The sequence below is a fragment of the Exiguobacterium sp. s163 genome, assembly GCF_018617135.1.
GTDB classification, from domain to species: domain Bacteria; phylum Bacillota; class Bacilli; order Exiguobacteriales; family Exiguobacteriaceae; genus Exiguobacterium; species Exiguobacterium profundum.
On sequence record NZ_JACSJN010000012.1, the window covers coordinates 1 to 16,083 of the forward strand.

Sequence of the window (16,083 nt, forward strand, 5' to 3'; positions counted from 1 at the left end):
GACGTCAAAAAAATGACGCGCCCTCCGGCCCGTCTTCCTTCGCTTTAGGCTCAAAGCGAGGCTTTTCGCTCGTTGGCTACGGAAGCCTGTCCCTCCGTTTGCTCTACGCATTTTTTTGAGGCTCTCCCTGCGGTCGCCCTTGCACCGTCTCCCGACGCTCGCTTCGTTCCCGTCAACAGGACGCACAACGGTGTTCGTTCTGAGCTCGGCTTATCCGAAAGGGGACAAACCATCATGGAACTTACATCCATCATCGAGGTCATTCGTATCAAACAAGAGATTCGCGAGGAGATGGTCGCTCTCGAGCACGCCATCATCCAATCACCGGACAGTGCCCGACAAATCGGTTCCTCGTTCATCGGGGACGACGACCGTGAAGTGTTCCTCGTCATCATGCTCAACACAAAGAACCGGGTCATCGGCGTCCACCGGGCACACGTCGGGAGCGTCAACTCGAGTGTCGTCCACCCACGGGAGGTCTTCAAATGCGCCATCTTGAACAACGCCTCGTGCCTCATCGTCTGTCATCAGCACCCGAGCGGGGACCCGACGCCGAGCCGGGAGGACATCCTCGTCTCCGAACGGTTACATGAGGCGGGGGACCTCATCGGCATCCCGGTGCTCGACCATCTCATCCTCGGAGCGGCCGAGTCGTACGTCAGCATGAAACAGCGAGGTTACATGGGTTGAACGGAATGGAGTGGGGCCGGGGGACCGGTCCCGGTCCGTCCGGTAAGGACAAGGAAGAAAAACGTACGTTTTTCTTTGACTGGATGGGCGACTCGCGTTGCTCTCGCCTGGATCCATAGAGCGGGATCCGGAAAAGGGTCGTTTTCGCATGACGAAAACGCGATGGTTCGTGTGTGAAGGTTGGACGTTGTTTTGGTCTGTCTCGTAAGAAGACTATTTGATGAAATGACAGAAGTGAAAACACGGTTTGTTTATTGAAAATGAGCATGTTTTCTAAACAAGCCCTAGGGCTTGTTTGAAACAACACCAGGGCTTACGTGAAATATCCTGAGATGTTGCTTACGTGGATGCGAGGTATCATGAGGCTATCAACAGGAGAGGATGATTCAGGAGGACAGCTACCAACTAGATCAACAGACGATGGACGAGATGACGGAGGTATTACTTCGACGCCTTCCTGACCGGCTCCAAGAAGATTTTGACGACTTAAAACTTGTGAGCATGGATCTTCTTTGTGATGTGAAGGAAGGAGAACGCTTGACCCACCTCACCGTCTTTTTCAATACCAATATGATTCGACGGAATCGTCGTACATAAGAACAAAAATATTTGTATACATGTATACATGTAGATTTGTATACGCGTATACATGTATACATTTTTTAAAGTCGTCATTTCTGTAGTTTCATGAACAAGGACTGAACTGGCTCTGGACGGGGAATCGTTCTATAGCGAAGCGGAAGGGGGGAGACGTGATGGATGAGGGGCTGCTTGATGACTATGCGTTCGCTGGATTGGATCCGTTCGTCCGGACGGTGTTCTCGGAACTGATGGAACATCCCGAATGGATGCGTGTCGTCGACAGGGAACATTGCGTCGAGAAGGTCGTCCGGTTCGATGACGGACGGAACTCGCCTTACTTCCGGGTGCTGATCTATCTGGATGCAGAAGAGCGTCCGATCAAGAAAGTGTATCTATACGGGACATGGGTGGTGGCGGATGGAGAAGTCAGCTTCGTCGTCTCAGAGCTATCCAAGGGTGTATTCGAATATGAAGTGATGCATGTCCATTGGCTCATCAAGTATCGGTTCAAAGATTGGGGCGTGTCTGAAGACGGGGCATGGGAGAAGGAATGGTGATCCGGGCTCATGCGTGAGCGTCTAACGCCAGGAGGCGAAGTCGCTCATCGCACCGCTGCCTCCCTGACGGCCCGATAACAAGAGCTGCTTTAAAACGCATCTCTATGTTCCTGGCCCTTTCTAACGGGAGGCACGGAGCGTAAGGGCAACGTCAAAAGCAAGAGCGTGGGCGCGTCTAACGCCACGCGGAGTGGCATTCGAATCTAGGACAGGCCCAAATCGCGGACGCAATTCTCGACAGGATCGTACACGACTCCTATAAAATCCTGGTCGATGGCGAAACCTCAATGAGGGAACACCACGGGCTAGGGATAAGCTAAGATCTTGGCCATCGATGAGTCGATGGCCTTTTTCTTCATATTGACTCGCTCAGTCGTCCGCACTAGTGGCTCTCTGTATCCGCAATACTCAGCAGGACAAAAAACGCATCCTTCGAGTTTTTGAGGATGCGTTTGAGCAATGTGACTCTATTTGACTCGCGTTTATATTCCTACATATAAGCATACAACTGATGGTAGTTTCCAAGGTGGAGCGACGGAATGGACGTATCAGACATTGGAGCGGAAAGGATATATCATAAAATTGGTATTTTTCGAGCATATATCACAAGGTTGATGTTGTCGCGCGATTCAATAAAAACGAGTTTTTTCATCATGGATTAGCTCGTCTATATTATTAATTGTAATAATTAAAATTTATTATTTTACTAATATTTCGTTTTTGGGCATAGAATGATAGCTTCTTGCTGTCGTATGTGAATATATAAAGTATTTACCGGGCTCTTCAAAAATATAAGAAATTACATACAGTCCGTCTTGTTGATAATTGGCTTCAATTTTTTCGTGTTGGCTTTCCTCTTGGCCTTCTTTCCATATCTCGAATTCAACTTTATCCGCATCGTCTACTTTCTCGTTTCCTTGAGAAACAGTTGCTATAAGTTCAATAACTTCGTTTGCTTTTACTATTTCAGGATCTGTTTTAAATTGTACATCAATTAATTCTGGAATCACTTCAGGTCCATTATTGCTTACTGTACTTCCACAACCAGATAATACTAACAAAACAATCAACAGTGAAAAAAACCTTGCCATCTTTTTTCTCTCCTTTAAACGATTTAATATTAACATACACGAAAATGTGATGTATTGATTATTACATTAAAAGTGACCTGATCATGCAATCTTATTAGCTATCGAGCATAGACCCCATGTCACTTTTAAGGTTCAAGACTTTATAGAGCGTCGTATGCTCGATTGGTTTACTTTTCTATATAAAAAATAAAGAAATGTACATTTTATATATTAAGTTCAATTTTATATATTAAGTTCAAAAGATATTAATTGAACTTAATCCAAAAAGTTGGATCATGAAATAGATCATCTGGTGACTTCGACAACCTAGGTTTGAATTTGGACCTTCATATCCGTAAATTTCTCATCGACCGTTAGACACGGCCTTAGTAACCTAAGGTTCGTCTCGACGTATATTGCCAGTTGAAGGTCATCAAAGGAGAGAAGAGTCTGTACTTCAAGATTGAATCGATTAAAGATTGTCTACCCATCCATATCGTTTTTAATATCTACATAGTGAATGTGTATGTCGCACCTGAGATTGTATTCCCCAGGCACTCGTAGGGGGGTGGGGGCACGAACGAAAGCTCATCCTAACTTTCTGAAGTTTTTCTTGCGAGTCAGTTAGCGTTTGGTCACCGAGACTTTAAAAGCTTTCGGACATAAAAATCGCCCCATAAAAATTAGATTATCAGGTCCAACTTTTACGGGGCATCTAATATTCTGTGGTCTAAATATTAAGTGATTTACTGAAGTAATTATATAGTGTTAAACAATTTCGCCTCTGAAATTCAGAAAAATTGGGATGGGTTGACTGTATTCCCTGCACTTGTAGCTGAGTACGAATAGTTTCCTCGATGGACTTCAAAGTGTAAATGAGAACCGGTCGAATTTCCGGTACTCCCCATCGCACCGATGTTCTGTCCTCGGGTCACACGTTGTCCGGCGGAAACGGACAATGAGCTCATGTGAGCATAAAGGGTAGTCCAAACTTGACCGCCTATGACATGCGTAATGATGACATGATTTCCATAAGGTCCACCCCAGCCTGCTCGAGTTACAGTTCCTGTTTGAGCAGCCATAATAGGAGTTCCTACTGGTCCAGCTGTATCTAGTGCATTATGGAAGCTGTAGCCATTGGCCCCGCCTGCTGGACCCCATCCTTGGGTTACGATACCTGAGGTTGGACGTTGAAAAACTCCGCCACTTGTTGGAGAAGCGAGTGAATCCGTAGTCTTTGAAGTGTTTACCACTTTCTCAGAGTTTGGTGATTTTTCGAGAGAGGCTTTATTCTCGCTGATTTCATTTTTTTCGGCACTTTTTGCTTCTGCAGCTTTACGCGCAGCCTCTTTGGTACGAATTTTAGCTTGTTCTTCAAGCCTTTGGGCTTCAATCTCTGCTTGAATTGATTTTTCTTGTTCTTGAAGCGTCGATTCCATTTGTTGCAAGCTTACCAATTTAGATGTGAACTGGATTTTTTCGGCCTCTAATTTTTTTATTTGAGCAGCCCGCACTTTAATTTTGCCGTTCAATTTTTTCTGACTATTCTCTAGCTCTTCTTTTTGACTAATAAGCTTATCTTTTTCAGTGTCCAATTCAGCTTTAGCAATTTGAAGCTTATTTTTTGTTGATTGATATTCTTTGAAAAGTTCTTGATCATTTTCTTGAATCGTCCCTGCGGTGATCATGCGTGAAACCAGATCACCAAAGTCTTTTGAACCAAAAATAAATTCAGCCCAGTTTATAGAAGAACCACCGTTTTTTTGCATCGTGACCATGCGTTCTTCCATCAATGTCTTTTGAGAGCTCATTTTTTTCTGGAATTCTTTAATTTGAGTTTGAATCTGAGCAATTTTCTTTTGGGTTGTCCGAATTTCAGCCTTCTTCTGGGTGACCTCATTGATAATATCCTGTAACTCGGATTCCAAGTCATTCAGTTTCTGTTCTTCGAGTGTGATATCTTGTTCACGCTGCTGAATTGACGTATTAGCTTTACGTTGCTCTGTAGAATTTTGCGCTTGCTTCTGCTGGATATTTTTTTGTTTTTCAGTCAAGTTTAAAGCGTAAGAAGGGGATGCGCTTTGAACTAACATAACACCAAGTAAAGTTGAAGCTATAATTTTTTTCATGGTAAACAATGTTGTTGCCTCCGTAACTTATCTCTATTATAAAAAATGCGTTGCTGGATAAAAGTATTCGTATCATGATTAAAACTCGAACCGGAATCATTGTATCAATATTACTTCACCATCTATATTTCTATTTCTTTTCATTTCTATGTCAGTTGTTCTTTTGAGTTTATTGTCATTCGAGTATATCAAGAGAAATACTTATAATGCCATTTTGATGAGGAAATGAATGATGACCACTGAATTTAGGACATTTTGTCTCAAATTCAGTGGTCAAATCGTTTGTTAGTATTTGTTTGGTGTTTATTTAGTAGTAACTCTTCATAAATTTATCAATTCCTTTGGCGGTTGCTTTGATCATGTTACTTCCCGACATATAGGAGCGATCTACTGAGTTAGCAATAAAGCCATATTCGATGAGAGTAGAAGGTACCGTGTTTCTTCCTACCACATAGACATCTTGTCGCTTAACGCCTCGATTTTTTAAATCTGGAACGTTCATGGCGATTTCTTGATTAATTACTTCACCTAATCTGCGGCTAGCGTTCGCATATGGATTTGTGGTGTACGCGCTAGAAGTAGGGACGAGTGCTTCATGACCTGTAGCGAAAGAAGGTGAAGAATTAATGTGGACGCTTATGAAAGCGTCAGCATCAAGCCTTTCTGATAGATTGGTCCGCTCAACAAGTGACAAGTATCTATCATTTGAGCGCGTTAGTTTCACTTCATAAAGCTCATAGTTTTTCTTTAGTTCGTCGGCCACACGATTAGCAATGTTTAGGGTGAGTACTTTTTCTTGAACTGTACCGTTTGAAGTCACTGCACCAGCATCTCCCCCACCGTGTCCAGCGTCAATTAAAATCACGTGTTTGTTAGCTGGAATCACCGGTGATTTTATAGGAGTTTTTCCGGTAAATGGTTGCACAAAACCAGATGATACGTAACCGACTTGATTGTTATATCGCACCTTGTACCAACTGGCGCTTTTCGATATGACAGAAATCGAAGTGCCTGAGGGAATTGTTGTCAAAATAGATCCGTAACGACTCGCTTGGTTACGTAAATTAAGATTTTCGATAGTAATATATGTTGGATAAGTGGATAAAGAATCCCCCGGTGCCACTTGCACTATATAATGTCGAGCAGGTGTGAATCCTGTAATACCGTTATACATAACTTTTAACCAAGAACCCGTTGTGCCCGATTTTCCTAGTACAGTCACTTCAGTAGATGCTGGAATCGTAATAAGGACCTTTGAGTTCACTAAAGACATGCTTGAGCGAATCTCGGTCGTTTGCTTACTTCGTGACTTCATAGCCGAGGGCGATATGGTTACATACTGACTTGCCACATAGCCTTGAGTCCCATTGTATGATACTTTATACCAAGGGCCTGAGGCAGCATGGTACATTAGTGGGCTGGACTTTGGGATAGTCATTAAAACGGGTGATTTGACAGATGGGCCCTTACGCAGATTTAGTGAAGTTTTAGTTTTATATATTGTGTTTATTGAACTGACTGAATTTTTAGGTATAGGTTTTGGCGTCACGTACTTCGTTGAGACATAACCGATTTTTGAATTAAATGAAACTTTAAACCAGGATTTATCTTCTCCATATACACCTATCTTCTTAATGGTTTTTCCTTTTGGAATCGTCAAAAGGACTTTGCTTTTTGAAGAGAACGAGGAACGCAAATTCAAATTTTCAGTTGTTATGAATAGAGATTCCTCTGCATGTACGACGTTTAGGACGTTAACACTAGTTAAAAGCTTAAAGGGATAGAAAAAAGAAGTTAATAAAGCCAAGGAAATTACTAAGCTTATTCGAAATTTATGTTTAGACTTCATAATAGACTCCTCATATGTAGTTTTTTTGGTTGTAAAGACCCATGAATGGTTTTTTACTATCTGTATGGTACTTATCCTTTAAATATTAGTCATTCTATGCAACGATTATTGGCTTTCGTCTATCTACAGTTAAAAGTTTTCTTGCCCTGTTTTAAAATGCACTATTATTAAGGGGAATAGACGTATTTTAAGAAATAAATTGGCCCTCCTTTCATCTGCATAAAAGTTTAGTTGCATGAATGTGTTAGAATGTAACTTGTTTGACTCATAGATTTCGTTTTTAGAAGTCCATGGATTCAATGTTGAAAAACTAAGGATACTCTAGTATTTTTAGCTATAATTCTGATAAAAGAAATAACGAATTTATAAAAGAGGTGAATTGTTTTGAAAACTAATCAACTATTGACTATTTTTACATCCGTATTAGTAATTGCAGTCTTAGCTTTTTTATTTTTAAATGATCAAAGTTCCGAAAAATCAAAGACTAAAATTGTTCAAGATGAAAAGATATCAGTTAATAATCAACCTACAATAGGTAAAAAGGAAGCGCCGATATCAATTGTAGAATTCGGAGACTATAAATGCCCTTCGTGTAAAGAGTGGGGTGAAACAATCTATCCTCAACTTGTAAAAGATTACATTGAAAGTGGGAAAGCTTCCTTTAGTTACATTAATGTTTTGTTTCACGGAGATGAGTCCACTTTAGCTGCCCTTGCATCAGAATCTGTTTACAAAAATCACCCAGAATCATTTTGGCAATTTCACAAAGCTATTTATGAAGCTCAACCTGACGTGCAAATACACGATAATCCATGGGTTACGGTGGAGAAAATGGAAGAGATTGCGACGAAGACTGTCCCTTCTCTAGATTTAAATAAATTTAGAGAAGACCTATCAAGTCGTTCTTCTAGATTAGAATCAGTTAAAATGGATGCGGCGCTCGTAGAAAAATACAATGTTACACTGACCCCGACGATTGCAGTTAATGGGGTCATCCTTGAAAATCCATTCGACTATACCTCTATAAAAAAACAAATTGAAAAGGAGCTAACCCAATGAGCGCTTCAGTAATAAACCGATATGGACTGTACCTCGCCTGGGTTGTTTCAATTACTGCAGTACTTGGAAGTCTATATTTTAGCGAAATTCGTGGTTTTATACCTTGTGAACTCTGTTGGATTCAACGTATCTTTATGTACCCAATAGCTTTGATTCTTGCAATTGCAGTTTTCAGAGAAGATAGCTCAATCAAATTTTATGTTCTCCCTTTATCAATAATCGGATTCTGTATCTCTTTTTACCACTATCTTGTACAAAAGGTGCCCGGCTTTTCGGAAGTCAGACCATGTGAACAAGGAGTTTCCTGTAATGCACAGTACATTGACTGGATGGGTTTTATCACAATTCCGTTTTTAGCGTTGACCGCCTTTTTTCTGATTACAGTCATTCTTGGACGAATCAGTACCAAACAGTAGTTTTTGATTTGGATTTGAAAAATGAAGAACTAATTGTATCAAATTGGTATGCTTACTAAAAAACAGCTTTGATTTAGAAAAACATGAAAAGCTTTTTGAAGTTGGAAAATAGATTAGACAATACCCAGTAAATAATTCAATTGACGTTTTCTTAAAACGTTAGTGTACTATATTGATTTTTTGAAAAAGCGTGACTACCTATCGAGTATGAGATCTAACTAGCTCTCTAATAGGTAGTTTTTGTATGGCTAAAAATAAGAAATAATCGCAAAACCAGAGAAAGTATCTCAAATCTTCAAGTATGTAGAGCTGATAGAATAAATGTTTTTTAAATTAAGTGTTGACGGCACAGCAAAAGTCTAATAGGTTATATATGAACATATGAACATGTATAGTTATCATGAGCGGAGGTACTGACTTATGGATGAACCGATTGAAGATACTACAGAAAATGAAATAGAAATAGGGGCGCAGATTGACGATGAGACTCTATTTATTGTATCTCAGACGTTCAAGGCACTTAGTGACCCGACAAGAATTAAAATATTAACCCTGCTATGCACAAAGGAACATTCGGTCAACGGAATAGCTGATCTTCTTAACTTAAGTCAATCAAACGTGTCTCATCAGCTACGTTTTTTAAAAAATCTTCGACTTGTCAAGTTTAGAAGAGAAGGAACTACTCTATTTTATTCAGAAGATGATCACCATGTCATGAACTTACTAAGACAGGCGATTGAGCATGCGAAACACCACTAAATATAGTAAGGAGAGTTAATCTTATGGCACATAATCATGCACATGATCATTCTCATACCTCTAACAAAAAGATTTTGATCATTTCATTCTTTATTATTTCGGCATACATGGTTGTAGAGGCGATTGGAGGGTACCTTACAAATAGCTTAGCACTTTTAGCGGACGCAGGTCACATGCTTAGTGATGCGGCTTCGCTCGCTATTGCATTACTTGCCTTTAAATTAGGTGAACAAATAGCGAACAATCGTAAAACGTTCGGATATAGACGCTTCGAGATTCTAGCAGCTGTTTTAAACGGGGTCACACTCATACTGATTTCCATATATATCTTTTATGAGGCCATCAATCGATTTATTCAACCACCTGAGGTCGCATCCGTAGGAATGTTAATTGTTAGCAGTATTGGCCTTGCTATAAACCTTCTTGTTGGATGGATTATGTTAAGAGGTGCAGACGTAGAACATAATTTGAATATGCGAGGTGCTTATCTACATGTTGTAAGCGATACGTTGGGTTCAGTCGGTGCAATACTGGCAGCGCTTCTTATCATGGCATTTGGATGGAACTGGGCAGATCCGCTCGCAGGAATCATTGTATCGGGACTTGTTTTACGAAGTGGTTATTTCGTGACGAAATCCGGATTGAACGTATTAATGGAAGGTGCACCACAAAACGTTGATGTCGAAAAGGTTCTTCAAGTCATTCACAACAAGGAGGGGGTACGGAGTATACACGACTTTCATCTTTGGAGTATCACAAGTGGAATGAATGCACTCTCATGTCATGTTGTCGTTGATGGTAATTTACAAATCTATGACAGTGAGAATCTACTTCAAGAAATTGAACACGATTTAGCACATCTGAACGTTCAACACTCTACGATTCAATTCGAAACTCTTTCTCATCCTCACAGCGATGAATTGCTTTGCAAACTGAAGGTAGGGGAAGTAGTACATCAACATTAAAAAAATCACCTGTTGAGTAGGATTGACAATCAAGAGGAGGAGACAGCAATGCTGATTTTGGATAATAGTTACTTAATTTTGAGCATGTATAGAAACTCGATTTTTGGCAACGGAGTTTTGATAGATGATTGAATATATTTCTTCGTTAGAACCCCTTACTCAAGCATTGCTGGGTACTTTATTCACTTGGGGGATGACGGCGCTTGGTGCCGCGTTAGTGTTTATGACAAAATCAATGAATCAAAAGCTAATGGATGGGATGCTCGGTTTTGCTGGAGGAGTAATGATTGCCGCTAGTTTTTGGTCATTACTCTCACCTGCAATTGAGATGGCGGAACAAGATTCTCTTCCGGCGTGGTTACCAGCTGCAATCGGTTTCTTACTTGGAGGATTCTTTTTATCAGGTGTTGATAAAGTGATTCCACATCTGCATCCCACTTCACCGATGGATGAGGCTGAGGGTATAAACCCTAAGAAGAGAAGGCGGAGCACGTTACTGGTGTTAGCAATAACATTGCATAATATTCCAGAGGGACTTGCCATAGGCGTTGCATTTGGAGCAGTTGCAGCAGGATTCCCTTCATCATCAATCACGGGAGCTATCGCGCTGGCAATCGGAATCGGCATACAAAATTTCCCTGAGGGTGCTGCTGTGTCAATGCCATTGAGACGAGATGGATTATCTCGTCGTAAAAGTTTTTTCTATGGCCAGTTATCTGGTATGGTTGAACCGTTCGCGGCGTTGGTAGGAGTAGTAGCAGTACTCATAATGGAGCCTTTACTTCCGTTTGCGCTAAGCTTTGCTGCAGGAGCAATGATTTTTGTTGTAGTGGAGGAGGTAGTCCCAGGATCTCAAGAAAATGGAAACAAGGACTTGGCTTCTGTTTGTTTAATGTTTGGCTTTACAATCATGATGATTTTAGATGTGGCTTTAGGCTAAAATAATTATTTTTTTAATGGTTATCACTTTATTTTTTGACTGATATATATTCAAGATACTAACTATATTCGGAAGTGTAAATAATGAGCCTTAATTATATTTACTTTCAGTCGGTATTTTTACTGTTGGATAAATAAAAATACTAGAAGAAAAAATATAAAACCTCTTGCCCTGGCAATTAAAATCGTGGAGTTATCTATTTCATTCTGAAATTTCCTGAAAATTTTGGGGGTGATTTTGATAGAGAAGGAAAGCAAATTCGGAATTCAAGTGCTAGAGAAGGTGGAAGCCCACCAAGTCAGTATATACATCATTTTTTTGATGTTGGCAGTAATCTTTGGTCTATTGAATACAGAAGCTGTATATCTCGATATTTTTATTTCTCCCCTTTTAGGAGTTTTGATGTATGGGATGTTCGTTCAAATTCCGTTTCTGAAATCGAATGGATCTGCTACAAACATGAGGTTTGTGGTAGCTCTTTTATTAGGAAATTTTGTTGCCGTTCCTTTAATAGTTTAGGTTTTGGTTATCATATTTCTTCAAGATTCATCACTGATGCTGGGGGTGTATTTGGTGTTGTTAACACCGTGCATCGACTATGTGATTGTTTTTACAAAGATGGGAAAGGGAAACGAATCAATATTGTTAAAAGTAACACCGATTCTTTTAATTTTACAGACGATACTCTTACCCATATATTTATTCGTATTATTAGGAGAAAAGGCTATTAGTATCGTTAGGATGGGTCCATTTCTAGATGCATTTCTATTTTTGATTTTTATACCGCTTCTATTAGCGATAATGACACAATTGTGTTCTAAAAAGAGTTCTTTAGGTAATCGTATCATGAAAATGCCGCCATGGATTCCCGTTCCATTTATGTCTTTTGTACTTTTTGTGGTAGTTGCCTCTCAAATTAGGGAAGTGTATAGTGACCTCGGGACATTAATAGATGTAATACCAGTTTATATTTTATTTCTACTTATCATACCATGGGTGTCAAAGTCCCTTGGTAAGTTGTTCAAACTAGATATTGCTTCAAGAAGAGCAATTACATTTAGTATGGGAACAAGGAATTCACTTGTAGTTCTTCCATTAGCATCTATATTACCAGAGCCCCTATCAACACAAGTAGCTGTAGTGATCATTTTACAGACCGTTACCGAATTGTTCGGAGAAGTCTTATATATAAAATTAGTGCCTAAATGGTTCTAACAAATTAGATACATGTATTTAATTTCGCTTTCAAAAATTACGTCCTTCGATTGTTTATTAAAATATTAAGAACTGCGCTTAAGTTCTCAAGTATGCGTTGTTTACAATCAATAGGCAAAGAAATTTATTATATTGCAGAACGCTAGAGACCAGTATTATTCTAACAACTAACCTTTTTAAGGATGGACTACCAAGTGAGGAGAGATCGAACAATGGCGAGTACTGATAAGGCATCAAAAAATATCAAACTAGCATTTATAATTAATCTTGTTTTCTCGATTGGTGAATTTATCGGGGGATTTTTGATTAATAGTGTTGCAATCATGTCGGACGCCATTCACGATTTAGGTGATGCTCTTGCATTGGGCCTGTCCTGGTTCTTACAAAAATTTTCGAACAAAAAACCCGATCATAACTTCACTTTTGGATATAATCGTTTTTCCCTTTTAGGAGCATTAATAAATGCGACAATATTAATAATTGGATCTGTATATATTTTTACTCAAGCAATTCCTCTACTGTTTGAACCGGAGCATTCTAATGCACAAGGAATGATTTGGTTTGCAATTTTTGGTGTGCTTTTAAATGGTTTTGCGGCATTCCGTCTACACAAAGGAAAATCAGTAAATGAGGGAGTACTATCTTGGCACCTTTTAGAAGATGTTTTAGGTTGGATTGCCGTTCTTGTAGTAGGGATAGTTTTACTCTTCAAGGATATACATATACTTGACCCCATCCTATCAATTGCTATTGCGTTGTTTATATTAGTGAATGTGTTTCGTAATTTAGTTAAAACAATGAAAATACTTTTAGGTGCTGTCCCTGATGGTATTGACATCGATGAGGTGAAGCAAAAGATTGAAGGTATTGAAGAAGTGATTTCTGTTCAAAACCTATATGTCTGGTCAATTGATGGCGAAGATAACGCCATGAATTTACACTTAATAGTAGAAGAGATGAATCTAAAGGATTCAACTATTGTTAAACAAAAAGTCAAAGAAGTGACTTCAAAACTAGATATTAAACATTCTACAATAGAGTTAGAATCAAAAAAACACAACTAAAGAAATAAGTCATCCTTGCACCAAATCCACACTGAGGTTCGACATATGAGTAAAAATTCTATACTTCATACCGTCTGATACCAATAAATACTTTTCTACGTGCAAGGAAACTGAATATCGAATGAGGGTATATTTAGAAACCCCCTCATTCGTTTTTTTTTTGAACACTATCGAAATTTCGTCTCTTAAAATAGGATGTATTCGAATGAATGAATGATTCCAAAACGAACGTTCAAATATTTAGATTTAATTGTCATAGTTTAGTAGACCTATCGACCGGATTTTCTTTCCATACTTCGGAGAATATTCCGGTCAATGAATAAGGTTCGGCCTCGATTAAAACTGTCTGATGATAAAAAAGCTGACAATGAAACCTAAAAAGATGACTCGGGAACAATACCGAAGTCATCTTAAAGCCGTCTTAAAAAACAGAGATCATTTATTTTTATCATACCCAGTACAAATTCGAGGATATAAAAATGAATATTTTTGTTTTTTTATTCTTTGACATTCATCAGTCTTAAACTGTTCAGTGCTACCAGAAGAGTTGCCCCCATATCGGACATAATAGCTATCCATAGGGTGAGCCAGCCCGGGATGACCAAGAGTAATGCAATCGCTTTGATACTGATAGCGAACGCGATGTTCACTTTGATAATATTTAGGGATTTTCGGCTCAATTTTATCGTAAACGGTAGTTTGCTCAAATCGTCGCCCATCAGGGCGACATCTGCTGTTTCCAAAGCGGTATCCGTTCCAGCACCACCCATGGCAATTCCAACAGTAGAGGCAGCGAGTGCCGGAGCGTCATTTACGCCGTCCCCGACCATCGCGACATTGTCGTACTCAGCTCGCAAGCGTTTAATGACATTTAATTTATCCTCTGGCATCAATTCTGCCTGGATTTCGTTGACGCCAACTTGCTGGCCGATAGCTTTGCCTGTCCCTTTGTTGTCACCCGTCAGCATAATTGTCTTTTTAATACCCATATCATGTAGTTTCCGGATGATTTCTTTGCTGGATTCCCGGACTTCGTCGGCTACGGCGATAACCGCCAATATGCTTTGTTTCGTTCCGATAATCATCGAAGTCTTACCTTGCTGTTGCAGAGCCGTTACGGTTTGGTCCAGATTATTATCAATACTTTCAACACCTAGCTCGTTAAAGAGAAGCGGGCTTCCGATAAAGTAGGTGGTGCCGTCTATCGTTCCTTTAATGCCTTTTCCTGTGATGGAAGAGAAGTCCTCAACTCTGATAGAGGTGTAAGGTATGTTTTCCTCGTCCGCTTTTTTCATGATGGCAGAGGCCAACGGATGCTGAGAACGATATTCCAATGCCGTCACGATAGAAAGCAGTTCTCTCTCGTTTACCTGCTTGTTCGTGATTTTAAAGTCTGTGACGACAGGTACACCTTTGGTCAGGGTACCGGTTTTGTCAAATGCAATAGCTTTCAGCGCGCCCATTTCTTCCAGGTATACGCCGCCTTTAATCAAGACCCCTTTTTTGGCAGCATTACCGATGGCGGAAACAATCGAAATCGGCGTCGAAATGACTAAGGCACACGGGCAACCCACTATTAGAACCGCCAATCCTTGATAGACCCAGGTTTCCCAGCTGGCATCTCACGTGCGGCCTATTACAAATGGTTGAACCGCACCGTATCGGTGCGTCAAGAAGAGAACGAGAAGCTCCTGGAGGACATTCGTCTACTCTATGACCAGGCGAACCGTACATACGGCTACCGTCGGGTCACGATGACAATCAATCGGCTACGCAGGCAACAAGGTCTGTCCACGTTCAATGAAAAGCAAGTCTATCGCCTGATGCATATCCATGGGATCCAATCGATCATCCGCGGGAAGCGGAAGAGACATAAGAAGTCGATGCCACAGCATGTGGCCGAGAACCTGATGAACCGAGAATTCGGTGCGTCTCGGCCGGACGAGAAATGGTGCACCGACGTCACCGAGTTCAAATATGGTACCGGGAAGAAGGCGTATCTGAGCGCGATCATCGACCTGTACGACGGATCGATCGTCGCCTATCGTATCGGAAGGTCCAACAACAACGGGATCGTCTTCCAGACGATGATGCCAGCCATCGCGGGGCTCCGTCCAGGAGCGCGTCCGATGATCCATAGTGACCGAGGGCTCCAATATACCTCGAGAGGGTTCAAACGTATGGTGAAAGACGCAGGACTAATCGGCAACATGTCCTGAGTTGGTCGTTGTCTCGACAACGCCCCGATCGAGAGTTTTTGGGGCACTTTGAAAGTCGAGATGTACTACTTGCGTGAGTTCCAGGTCTATAGCGAACTCACGTCGGCCATCGAGACCTACATATCGTTCTACAACCATGGTCTACTCTAGAAACGACTAAACGGCTTGAGCCCTGTCGAATACAGGTCTCAAGCCGTTTAGATTGGTTTTCATTATTTGCCCTGTCTACTTGACGGGGAGCGGTTCAAATCGCAAAGGGCGATTTGGTTTGTCAATAGCCTGACTAATCGGGCGAATGGTGTTTTTGTGTTCAAAAATGAGACCATACCCTTATTCTTCTCCCGATTTTTTTGAAGTTTTCCCACCGTCTGCTTGCATGTTTTACGCGGTCTATATCCAATTGCTTGAATCTTATCGAATGTATAGGTCACTTTTTACTTGATAATTGGGAGCAATGATTTTCTTTTTTTGCGGCAATGGCTAATCTTACACGGGAATTGCGATTGTCTACATTCTGTTTTATGGCGTGGTAGACTTCTCCGTCTATGCCTTGTAATAAAACTATGTAA

At 40.5% G+C, this 16,083-nt stretch carries 12 protein-coding genes and 4 pseudogenes; 12 read left to right on the top strand and 4 right to left on the bottom strand.

The window, feature by feature from the left end:
- Positions 1–234: 234 nt before the first annotated feature.
- The 4 genes and pseudogenes from radC to KNO71_RS17200 all read left to right on the top strand — a co-directional run.
- A complete protein-coding gene (radC, locus tag KNO71_RS17185; RefSeq protein ID WP_214689654.1) occupies positions 235–690 on the top strand; it encodes a RadC family protein in 456 nt (151 codons plus the stop codon).
- Between the two features lie 381 nt (positions 691–1,071).
- Positions 1,072–1,287: a hypothetical protein gene (locus KNO71_RS17190; protein ID WP_214689656.1), complete on the top strand. Its 216-nt coding sequence runs from the start codon at positions 1,072–1,074 to the stop codon at positions 1,285–1,287.
- A gap of 158 nt (positions 1,288–1,445) precedes the next feature.
- Positions 1,446–1,829 carry a hypothetical protein gene (locus tag KNO71_RS17195; protein WP_214689658.1) on the top strand — a complete coding sequence of 128 codons (384 nt, stop codon included), beginning with the start codon at positions 1,446–1,448 and terminating at the stop codon, positions 1,827–1,829.
- 191 nt (positions 1,830–2,020) lie between these two features.
- Positions 2,021–2,149 (top strand): annotated as a pseudogene (locus KNO71_RS17200) (ATP-binding protein); the annotation flags it as partial.
- Positions 2,150–2,527: 378 nt separating this feature from the next.
- Here KNO71_RS17200 and KNO71_RS17205 read toward each other — a convergent pair.
- From KNO71_RS17205 to KNO71_RS17215, 3 genes are all read right to left on the bottom strand, one after another.
- Entirely contained in the window at positions 2,528–2,920 is a 393-nt protein-coding gene (locus KNO71_RS17205) for a FixH family protein (RefSeq protein WP_029336184.1), read from the bottom strand.
- A 770-nt stretch (positions 2,921–3,690) separates the two neighbouring features.
- Positions 3,691–5,028 carry a murein hydrolase activator EnvC family protein gene (locus KNO71_RS17210; protein WP_029336183.1) on the bottom strand — a complete coding sequence of 446 codons (1,338 nt, stop codon included), beginning with the start codon at positions 5,026–5,028 and terminating at the stop codon, positions 3,691–3,693.
- Positions 5,029–5,335: 307 nt separating this feature from the next.
- Positions 5,336–6,877 (bottom strand): N-acetylmuramoyl-L-alanine amidase, encoded by a 1,542-nt coding sequence (locus tag KNO71_RS17215; RefSeq protein WP_214689660.1) that lies wholly within the window; start codon positions 6,875–6,877, stop codon positions 5,336–5,338.
- A 384-nt stretch (positions 6,878–7,261) separates the two neighbouring features.
- Between KNO71_RS17215 and KNO71_RS17220 the strand changes: the two genes are divergently transcribed.
- From KNO71_RS17220 to KNO71_RS17250, 7 genes and pseudogenes are all read left to right on the top strand, one after another.
- A complete protein-coding gene (locus KNO71_RS17220) occupies positions 7,262–7,936 on the top strand; it encodes a thioredoxin domain-containing protein (RefSeq protein WP_029595508.1) in 675 nt (224 codons plus the stop codon).
- Positions 7,933–8,352: a disulfide oxidoreductase gene (locus KNO71_RS17225; protein ID WP_029336179.1), complete on the top strand. Its 420-nt coding sequence runs from the start codon at positions 7,933–7,935 to the stop codon at positions 8,350–8,352. Before KNO71_RS17220 ends, KNO71_RS17225 begins: the two co-directional genes overlap by 4 nt.
- Positions 8,353–8,772: 420 nt before the next feature.
- Positions 8,773–9,111 (top strand): ArsR/SmtB family transcription factor, encoded by a 339-nt coding sequence (locus tag KNO71_RS17230; RefSeq protein ID WP_029336177.1) that lies wholly within the window; start codon positions 8,773–8,775, stop codon positions 9,109–9,111.
- A 23-nt stretch (positions 9,112–9,134) separates the two neighbouring features.
- Complete coding sequence (locus KNO71_RS17235; protein WP_214689662.1) at positions 9,135–10,076, top strand: cation diffusion facilitator family transporter; 942 nt, start codon at positions 9,135–9,137, stop codon at positions 10,074–10,076.
- Between the two features lie 124 nt (positions 10,077–10,200).
- Complete coding sequence (locus tag KNO71_RS17240) at positions 10,201–11,016, top strand: ZIP family metal transporter (RefSeq protein ID WP_214689668.1); 816 nt, start codon at positions 10,201–10,203, stop codon at positions 11,014–11,016.
- 321 nt (positions 11,017–11,337) lie between these two features.
- Positions 11,338–12,231, top strand: a pseudogene (locus tag KNO71_RS17245) (arsenic resistance protein).
- Between the two features lie 212 nt (positions 12,232–12,443).
- Positions 12,444–13,295 (top strand): cation diffusion facilitator family transporter, encoded by an 852-nt coding sequence (locus KNO71_RS17250; protein WP_029336174.1) that lies wholly within the window; start codon positions 12,444–12,446, stop codon positions 13,293–13,295.
- 497 nt (positions 13,296–13,792) lie between these two features.
- On the opposite strand, the pseudogene KNO71_RS17255 reads toward KNO71_RS17250, so the two are convergent.
- Positions 13,793–14,917: pseudogene (locus tag KNO71_RS17255) on the bottom strand (heavy metal translocating P-type ATPase); the annotation flags it as partial.
- Between KNO71_RS17255 and KNO71_RS17260 the strand changes: the two are divergent.
- A pseudogene (locus tag KNO71_RS17260) lies at positions 14,909–15,664 on the top strand (IS3 family transposase); the annotation flags it as partial. The pseudogenes KNO71_RS17255 and KNO71_RS17260 overlap by 9 nt on opposite strands.
- Between the last annotated feature and the right edge of the window lie 419 nt (positions 15,665–16,083).

Excerpts from the sequence above, each read along its gene's own strand:
- radC (WP_214689654.1), top strand. The coding sequence starts at position 235 with ATGGAACTTACATCCATCATCGAGGTCATTCGTATCAAACAAGAGATT.
- KNO71_RS17190 (WP_214689656.1), top strand. The coding sequence starts at position 1,072 with ATGATTCAGGAGGACAGCTACCAACTAGATCAACAGACGATGGACGAG.
- KNO71_RS17195 (WP_214689658.1), top strand. The coding sequence starts at position 1,446 with ATGGATGAGGGGCTGCTTGATGACTATGCGTTCGCTGGATTGGATCCG.
- KNO71_RS17205 (WP_029336184.1), bottom strand. The coding sequence starts at position 2,920 with ATGGCAAGGTTTTTTTCACTGTTGATTGTTTTGTTAGTATTATCTGGT.
- KNO71_RS17210 (WP_029336183.1), bottom strand. The coding sequence starts at position 5,028 with ATGAAAAAAATTATAGCTTCAACTTTACTTGGTGTTATGTTAGTTCAA.
- KNO71_RS17215 (WP_214689660.1), bottom strand. The coding sequence starts at position 6,877 with ATGAAGTCTAAACATAAATTTCGAATAAGCTTAGTAATTTCCTTGGCT.
- KNO71_RS17225 (WP_029336179.1), top strand. The coding sequence starts at position 7,933 with ATGAGCGCTTCAGTAATAAACCGATATGGACTGTACCTCGCCTGGGTT.
- KNO71_RS17230 (WP_029336177.1), top strand. The coding sequence starts at position 8,773 with ATGGATGAACCGATTGAAGATACTACAGAAAATGAAATAGAAATAGGG.
- KNO71_RS17235 (WP_214689662.1), top strand. The coding sequence starts at position 9,135 with ATGGCACATAATCATGCACATGATCATTCTCATACCTCTAACAAAAAG.
- KNO71_RS17240 (WP_214689668.1), top strand. The coding sequence starts at position 10,201 with ATGATTGAATATATTTCTTCGTTAGAACCCCTTACTCAAGCATTGCTG.
- KNO71_RS17250 (WP_029336174.1), top strand. The coding sequence starts at position 12,444 with ATGGCGAGTACTGATAAGGCATCAAAAAATATCAAACTAGCATTTATA.